Annotated in this window: 4 protein-coding genes and 2 pseudogenes; 3 read left to right on the top strand and 3 right to left on the bottom strand. The window is 71.6% G+C overall.

The window, feature by feature from the left end; genetic code table 11:
* Both AOK00_RS31080 and AOK00_RS31075 read right to left on the bottom strand, forming a co-directional pair.
* A pseudogene (locus AOK00_RS31080) lies at positions 1–276 on the bottom strand (sigma-70 family RNA polymerase sigma factor); the annotation flags it as partial.
* A gap of 208 nt (positions 277–484) precedes the next feature.
* Complete coding sequence (locus AOK00_RS31075) at positions 485–1,297, bottom strand: TetR/AcrR family transcriptional regulator (RefSeq protein ID WP_055603532.1); 813 nt, start codon at positions 1,295–1,297, stop codon at positions 485–487.
* Between the two features lie 335 nt (positions 1,298–1,632).
* Between AOK00_RS31075 and AOK00_RS31070 the strand changes: the two genes are divergently transcribed.
* Both AOK00_RS31070 and AOK00_RS31065 read left to right on the top strand, forming a co-directional pair.
* Positions 1,633–2,997 (top strand): NAD(P)/FAD-dependent oxidoreductase, encoded by a 1,365-nt coding sequence (locus AOK00_RS31070; protein WP_055603531.1) that lies wholly within the window; start codon positions 1,633–1,635, stop codon positions 2,995–2,997.
* A gap of 211 nt (positions 2,998–3,208) precedes the next feature.
* A pseudogene (locus AOK00_RS31065) lies at positions 3,209–4,757 on the top strand (ATP-binding SpoIIE family protein phosphatase).
* On the opposite strand, the gene AOK00_RS31060 reads toward AOK00_RS31065, so the two are convergent.
* Positions 4,754–6,022 (bottom strand): MFS transporter, encoded by a 1,269-nt coding sequence (locus tag AOK00_RS31060; RefSeq protein ID WP_173861687.1) that lies wholly within the window; start codon positions 6,020–6,022, stop codon positions 4,754–4,756. The pseudogene AOK00_RS31065 and the gene AOK00_RS31060 overlap by 4 nt on opposite strands.
* Positions 6,023–6,177: 155 nt before the next feature.
* Between AOK00_RS31060 and AOK00_RS31055 the strand changes: the two genes are divergently transcribed.
* Positions 6,178–6,744, top strand: a complete 567-nt coding sequence (locus AOK00_RS31055; protein ID WP_055603529.1) for a MarR family winged helix-turn-helix transcriptional regulator — start codon at positions 6,178–6,180, stop codon at positions 6,742–6,744.
* Positions 6,745–7,138 lie beyond the last annotated feature (394 nt).

The following is a 7,138-nucleotide window of genomic DNA, read 5'->3' as shown; positions in this document are numbered from 1 at the left end:
GGCGCCCGTGCCGGTACCGGCGCCCGACCCGGAGGCCTTGCCCTCGCGCTGCTGCGGCACGCTCGCGTCGAACGGCTCGACGGCGCCCACGGCACCGGCCGAACCCGCATCGGCCGAACCCGCGCCGGCCGAACCCGCGCCCACGTAGCCCGCCCCGGCCGTCTCCGGCGCGCCGGAGAGGCCTCCCGGCCCACCCTGGCTCGGCACCTGCCGGGAGGGCAGGCCTCCCGCCCCGGCGGGACCGCCCAGCGGCTCGTCCCGACTGTCACCGCTCATCGCGGAAGCCCCCGTACGCACGCTCGGACCCGAACACCGGCCAAGACTGCCACAGGGCACGGGCACGCCGAAGCGGCCCGTCCACTTACCACTCATCCGGGGCGACTTCGTGTATCCGGGCGTAACCGCTCACACGTTCGTGTCATGCTCGTTGATCCGCCCGGACCACGAAGACTCCGCCCCGCGCCGACGCGCGGGCAGCCGGTTCCTACCGGGAGCGCAGCCCCTCGAGCAGGATGTCGAGGAGACGCGTCGAGGCCGCCGCCTGCTGCACCGCGTCCGGCAGCGCCGGAGCGGCCGTGGCGATGACCAGGAGGACGTCGGCCACGGTCACGTCGGTCCGCAGCTCACCCGCCTCACGCGCCCGGTCGACCAGCCGGCCCACCACATCGAGGAGCTCCGCGGCGCCCGCGTCGTCCTTCTCCTCGGCCGGTACGGCCCGGGGCGCGACCACGCGCGCGTCGGTCTGCTCGCCGACACCCCGCTGGTGCGGCACCCGCGCCGCGTCGTCCGCGTCGGGGAAGTCCCCGCCGAGCGGCAGCACCGTGACGTCGTCGACGCCCACCCGCAGCACCTGCGGCGGAAGGAGCCGGCCCGCGCCCGAGGCCACCGAGGTCCGCAGGAACCGGGAGAGCGCCGACCACGGCTCGTCCTCCTGGCCGAGCGCGGCTCGCGCCTGCTCGGTCAGCCGCGAGGTCTCCTCCTCGGCTATCCGCCGGACCAGCACGTCCTTGCTCGGGAAGCGGCGGTAGACGGTGCCGACACCGACACGGGCGCGGCGTGCCACGTCCTCCATCGGAGCCCCGTAACCGAGCTCGCCGAACACCTCGCGCGCGGCGCGCAGGACATGCTCCAGATTGCGCTGGGCGTCCACCCGCAGCGGCGCGGACCTGCCGGACACCGGTGCGCCGTTGCGCTCGGAGCCGCCGACGCCCGCGTGCGGGCCGTCGTCCACGGTCGCCGTCCCGGTCCCCGTCTGCCATCGTGAATCCTGAATATGCATAAGCGTTCCCCCGCTCATGATGTCTCCCCCCGGAGACTCCCCGCCCTGAAACGGGGCCTCCGGTGGACGAGCGCTTCGGTCCACGCGCTCCCGTCCGACACCCCGATGAAGTACGAACATAGTTGAGTCCGGGTCAATTCAGAAGGGGGAGTTCCGTACGGTGCGCCCCCCGATCGGAGCAAGGACCGGGACACTCCCGATTCCGGCCCTCCACCGAACCCGGCGCGACCATCCTGACCTGCGCCGTTGCGCCCGTACCCCCCTGGTGCGCCACCCCGCGCCTCCGTACCCCTCCGGTCACACAATTTGCCGGGGCTGTGGACAAACCACGGACGGCGGTGCGTCATGGGACAGTGACCGAACCTGCGCGCATTCTCGTGGTCGGCGGTGGCTACGTCGGCATGTACACCGCGCTGCGCCTCCAGCGACAGCTCAGGGCCGAGCTGAGAGCCGGCGACGCCGAGATCGTGGTGGTCACCCCCGAGCCCTACATGACGTACCAGCCGTTCCTCCCCGAGGCCGCCGCCGGTTCGATCTCCCCGCGGCATGTCGTCGTGCCGCTCCGCCGGGTCCTCCACCGCTGCCGGATCGTCATCGGCGAGGTCCGCTCCGTCGACCACGCCAAGCGGACCGCGACCCTCTCCACCCTCGCGACCGCCGAGGAGGGCACCGGCGCCGTCGACCTCACGTACGACGAACTGGTCATCGCGCCCGGCTCGGTATCCCGCACCCTCCCGGTCCCCGGCCTCGCCGACCACGGCATCGGCTTCAAGACCGTGGAGGAGGCCATCGGCCTGCGCAACCACGTCATCGAGCAGATGGACATCGCCTCCTCGACCCGTGACCCCGCGATCCGCGACGCCGCCCTGACCTTCGTCTTCGTCGGCGGCGGCTACGCGGGCGTGGAGGCGCTCGCCGAGCTGGAGGACATGGCCCGCTACACGGCGCGGTACTACCACAACATCAAGCCGGAGGACCTGCGCTGGGTACTCGTCGAGGCCTCCGGCCGGATCCTGCCCGAGGTGGGCGAGGAGATGGGCGGGTACGCCATCCGCGAGCTGCGCGGCCGGAACATCGACGTACGCCTGGAGACCCGCCTCGAATCCTGCGAGGACCGGATCGCGGTCCTCAGCGACGGCACCCGGCTGCCCACCCGCACCGTCGTCTGGACCGCGGGCGTGAAGCCCGCCCCCGTCCTCGCCGCGACCGACCTGCCGCTGAACGAGCGCGGCCGGCTCCGCTGCACGGCCGAGCTCGCCGTCGAGGGCGTCGCCCACGCCTGGGCCGCCGGTGACGCCGCCGCCGTCCCCGACGTGACCTCGAAGGAACCCGGCAGGGAGTGCGCGCCCAACGCCCAGCACGCCGTCCGCCAGGCCAAGGTCCTCGCCGAGAACATCGCGGCCTCCCTGCGCGGGCAGCCGCTCAAGGAGTACGCGCACGCGTACGCCGGCTCCGTCGCGTCCCTGGGCCTCCACCAGGGCGTCGCCCACGTCTACGGACGGAAACTCAAGGGATATCCGGCCTGGTTCATGCACCGCGCCTACCACCTGAGCCGGGTGCCCACCTTCAACCGCAAGGCCCGGGTCCTCGCCGAATGGACCCTGTCCGGCCTGTTCAAACGGGAGATCGTCTCCCTCGGGTCGCTGGAACACCCCCGCGCCGAATTCGAACTCGCCGCCGCTCCGCCACCCGACCACGGCGACAAGCCGTCGTCCTGACATCACTGTCAGTGCACTCGTCCACACTGGACGTGTGACCATAGGTGGGCTCACACCTGCACAGCGTGACTCTGCACGGCACCGACACCACGAGGCATAGAGATCCGTGAACTTCACCCGTTGGAGCGCCCGGCTCCCCGGTACACAGCGCCGCGCGGCGCGGGGGACCGAAGGCTCCGTGCCCGCCGCCCGCGGTGAGTACGCGCAGCAGCTGGAGCACCTCGCCCACGAGGCTGCCGAGACCGGCGAGCCCGTCGACGTACCCGCCCTGGAGGACTTCTCCGTACGGGAACTCCTGGGCCGGCTCCCCGGCCTCGTCGCCCTCGCGTACGGCCCGGAACACCGCATCGCGTACGTCAACGACGCCTATGCCGCCGCCTTCGGCCCCCGCCCCGCGGGCGTGCCCGTCGCCGACACCTGCCCCGAGGCGGAGGAGCTCGGTCTGCTGCCCCTCATGGACCAGGTGCTGCGCAGCGGCAAGCCGCGCACGGTCAAGTCCCGCCGCACCCAGGACGGCGGCTCGTACACGGTGACGTGCCTGCCCGTGGACAGCGCGCACCTCGAAGGCGGCGGCGTCCTCGTCCACGCCGCGGACGTCACCGACCACGCGGAGGCCGCCGAGCGGCTGCGGGCCAGCGAGCGCCGCCACCGCGAGACCGCCGTGACCCTCCAGCGCTCGCTCCTCCCGCAGGACCTGGAGCAGCCCGACGACCTGCGGATCGCCGCCACCTACCAGCCCGGCGGCACCGACGCGGCCGTCGGCGGCGACTGGTACGACGTGATCACCCTCGGCGCCGGCCGCACCGCGCTCGTCATCGGCGACGTGATGGGCCGGGGGGGTGCGCGCCGCCGCCGTCATGGGCCAGCTCCGCACCGCCGTCCGGGCCTACGCGCGCCTGGACCTCCCCCCGCACGAGGTGCTCCAGCTCCTCGACGGCCTCGCCGCCGAGATCGACGCCAGCCAGATCGCCACCTGTGTGTACGCGATCCACGACCCCAACGAGGGGAAGCTGGTCTACGCCTCCGCGGGCCACCTCCCGATCCTCGTCCGGGACGAGGACGGCAGCGTCCGGCGCGCCGAGGACCCGACGGGCCCGCCGCTCGGCACGGGAGGCTGGCTGCACGCCTCAGGCTCCATCGCCCTGCCGCCCGGCTCGACGGCCGTCCTCTACACCGACGGTCTGGTCGAGCGGCGCCGCGAGGACATCGACGAGGGCGTCGCCGCCCTGGCCCGCGCGCTCTCCGGTGCCAGCGGCACCCCGCAGGTCGTCTGCGACCGGCTGCTCCGCTCCCTGGGGGTCACCGCGGAGCACGACGACGACGTGGCCGTCCTGGTCGTCCAGCACCCGTCCCGCAAGGGGGCGGACGCGGAGCTCTTCCACAACGCGGCCCTGGAACTCCTCGGCGGCGTGGAGGCCGCTCCCCGCGCGCGTGCCTTCGCCTCAGGGGTCCTGTCGTCCTGGCGCTTCCCGGTCGAACTGCGCGACCTGGGCGTCCTCGCCACCAGCGAACTGGTGGCGAACTCCCTCCAGCACGGCACCCCGCCCATGCGGCTGCGCCTGCGCCGCACCGACCGCCGCCTGATCATCGAGGTGACGGACGGGGACGACCATCTGCCGCGCCGCCGCAGGGCGGAATCGGAGGACGAGGCGGGTCGCGGAATCTCGATCATCGCGACGATCGCCTCGTCCTGGGGGAGCCGCCGCACACCGGGCGGCGGCAAAGCGGTCTGGTGCGAGTTCGCCCTGCCCGACCACTAGGCCGCCGCGGTCTCCTTCTCGGGCAGGTGCTGCGCCACCACCCGGGACGGCTTCACGGCGAGCGACGGCTGGTTCTGCTCCGGGGTCAGCTGCTTGCCCAGCCGCACCGCGAGGAACGTGATGCCGAGCGAGAAGAGCACGAACGTCACGATGTACGGACCGTGCAGCGCGGCTCCCATGGGCCCGCCGACGGCCGGCCCCACGGCCAGCGCAAGCTGCTTGACCAGCGCGAAGGCCGAGTTGTACTGCCCGACCATCGACTCCGGCGCCAGATCGGCGACCAGCGGCGCCACGGTCGGCGACAGCATCGCCTCACCGAGCCCGAACAGGGCGTACGTTGCGACGAAGGCAGCCGTCGCCATGGCCTGGCTGCCGTGCCCGAGGCCCGCGTACCCGGCGATCAGCCAGGCCACGGTCCAGATCAGACCGACGGCCGCGATCACCCGGGTCCGCTTGCGGCGCTCGACGAACTTCAGCACCAGGAACTGGGCGGCCACGATCACCGCGGTGTTCGCGGCCAGCGCGATACCCAGCGTCGAGGGCTGGATGCCGGCGGCCTCGGTGCCGTACGCGGCGAGGCCCGACTCGAACTGTCCGTAGCAGGCGAAGAAGAGGACGAAGCCGAGGACGCACAGCTGCACCATGGCCCTGTGCCCGAGCAGCGCGCGCACGCCGCCGCCCTTGCCGCCCCCGGAGGGACGGGCTCCCTGGAAGGCGGGGGAACCGGGCATCCGCACGGTCCCGACGATCGCCGCCAGGACGAGGAACATCGCCGCCTCGATCGAGAACAGCAGGATGAAGCTGCCCGGCCGGCTGATGTCGACCAGCAGACCGCCGATCAGACCACCGACACCGAGACCCAGGTTCTGCAGGAAGAACTGCATCGCGAACGCCCGGGTGCGCCCGACGGGCGTCGAGCACCAGACGATCATCGTGGCCAGCGCGGGCTGGAGCACGGCCGTACCGGCACCGAGCAGCGCCGCGGCCCCCACGGCCGCGGGCACGCTGGACGCGAAGCCCATCGCGACCGCGCCCACGGCGGCGACGACCGAGGCGACCAGCAGGACCGGCACGGGCCCGCGCCGGTCGATGGCCCGCCCGCTGAAGGGCAGCACCACCAGTGCGGCCATGGCGAAGACGGCCAGGACGATGCCCGCCGTGGCCGCGCCCAGATCCCGCACCTGCGCCACGTACACATAGAGGTACGGCACGGTGAAGCCGAGTCCGAACGCGCTCAGCGCGCTGCCTGCCTGAATACGGCGCATCGCTGCGCCCCTCGCCTTGGTCACACTCACCCACTTCGGTCGCAGGTTCAGAGGTGTACCCCTGAACCTTGAAGACTTCAACACTAAAGTTCGATCCTTAACAGTACACACCGAAGGACTTCAACGCCAACGAGACCCGTGGGATACTCGCCTCCATGTCCGACAACCCCGAGCGGTCCGGCCCGCAGGCTCCGCAGGAGCCGAGCCTCGACGAGCAGATCGCCGCCTATCAGCGCGAGTTCCGCGACCTCGACCCCCAGGTCGAGAAGGTGGTCTCCGCCCTCGGCCGGCTCAACCGACGGATGAACGTGGCGTACGGACGCCAGCTCGCCGACCTCGGCATCAGCAACGCCGAGTGGGAGGTCCTCAAGACCCTGGTCCTCGCCGGCGAGCCCTACCGGCTCGGCCCGGGCGAGCTCGCCAAGAGACTGGGCCTCACCCCTGCCGCGATGACCCACCGCATCGACCGCATGGCGGGAGAAGGCCTGGTCACCCGCGACCGCGACGAGAACAACCGCGTCCGCGTGATCGTCGAGCTCACCGACGAGGGCCGCTCGAAGTGGCTGGAGGCCATGCGCATGGCCACGGACTTCGAGGAGGAGCTCCTCCAGGACCTCACCTCGGACGAACGGGGCGTCCTCGGCGAGGTGCTCATCCGTCTCCTCCGCCGCGTGGAGCTCACCCAGCCCGACGCCGGCGGCCGCCTGACGGACCTCGACTGAACTCGCTTGACAGGGCTTGACACTCCCCTCCCGGATGCGTAGTGTTCTCCGAGTTGTCACAGAGCCGGAACGGTTCTTCGACAACCACCTCCGCCGCTGAGAGCGGCACCTCTACTCCGCACGATCTCCCCACCGGGACGAATTTCGGCATGCCGAAATTCATTTCGAAAGACTCGATTATGAGCCGCCGGGGAAATCCGCTAGAGTTTGAGACGTCGGAACGGCCCAACAGCCGCAAAGACAAACCCCGCTGACTGGGAATCAGACGCCGAAAGGTTCTGATAGAGTCGGAACCGCCGGAAGGGCCCGGAGCGAAAGCGAATGGGACCGGAAAGCACCGAGGAAATCGGATCGGAAAGATCTGATAGAGTCAGAAACGCAAGACCGAAGGGAA

The sequence above is a fragment of the Streptomyces aureus genome, assembly GCF_001418135.1.
GTDB lineage: Bacteria > Actinomycetota > Actinomycetes > Streptomycetales > Streptomycetaceae > Streptomyces > Streptomyces aureus_A.
Note: the sequence above shows the minus strand (reverse complement) of the source record. Positions and strands in the feature narration are given on the sequence as shown.

Coding starts and splice junctions, on each gene's coding strand:
- AOK00_RS31075 (WP_055603532.1), bottom strand. CDS start 1,297: ATGAGCGGGGGAACGCTTATGCATATTCAGGATTCACGATGGCAGACG.
- AOK00_RS31055 (WP_055603529.1), top strand. CDS start 6,178: ATGTCCGACAACCCCGAGCGGTCCGGCCCGCAGGCTCCGCAGGAGCCG.
- AOK00_RS31060 (WP_173861687.1), bottom strand. CDS start 6,022: ATGCGCCGTATTCAGGCAGGCAGCGCGCTGAGCGCGTTCGGACTCGGC.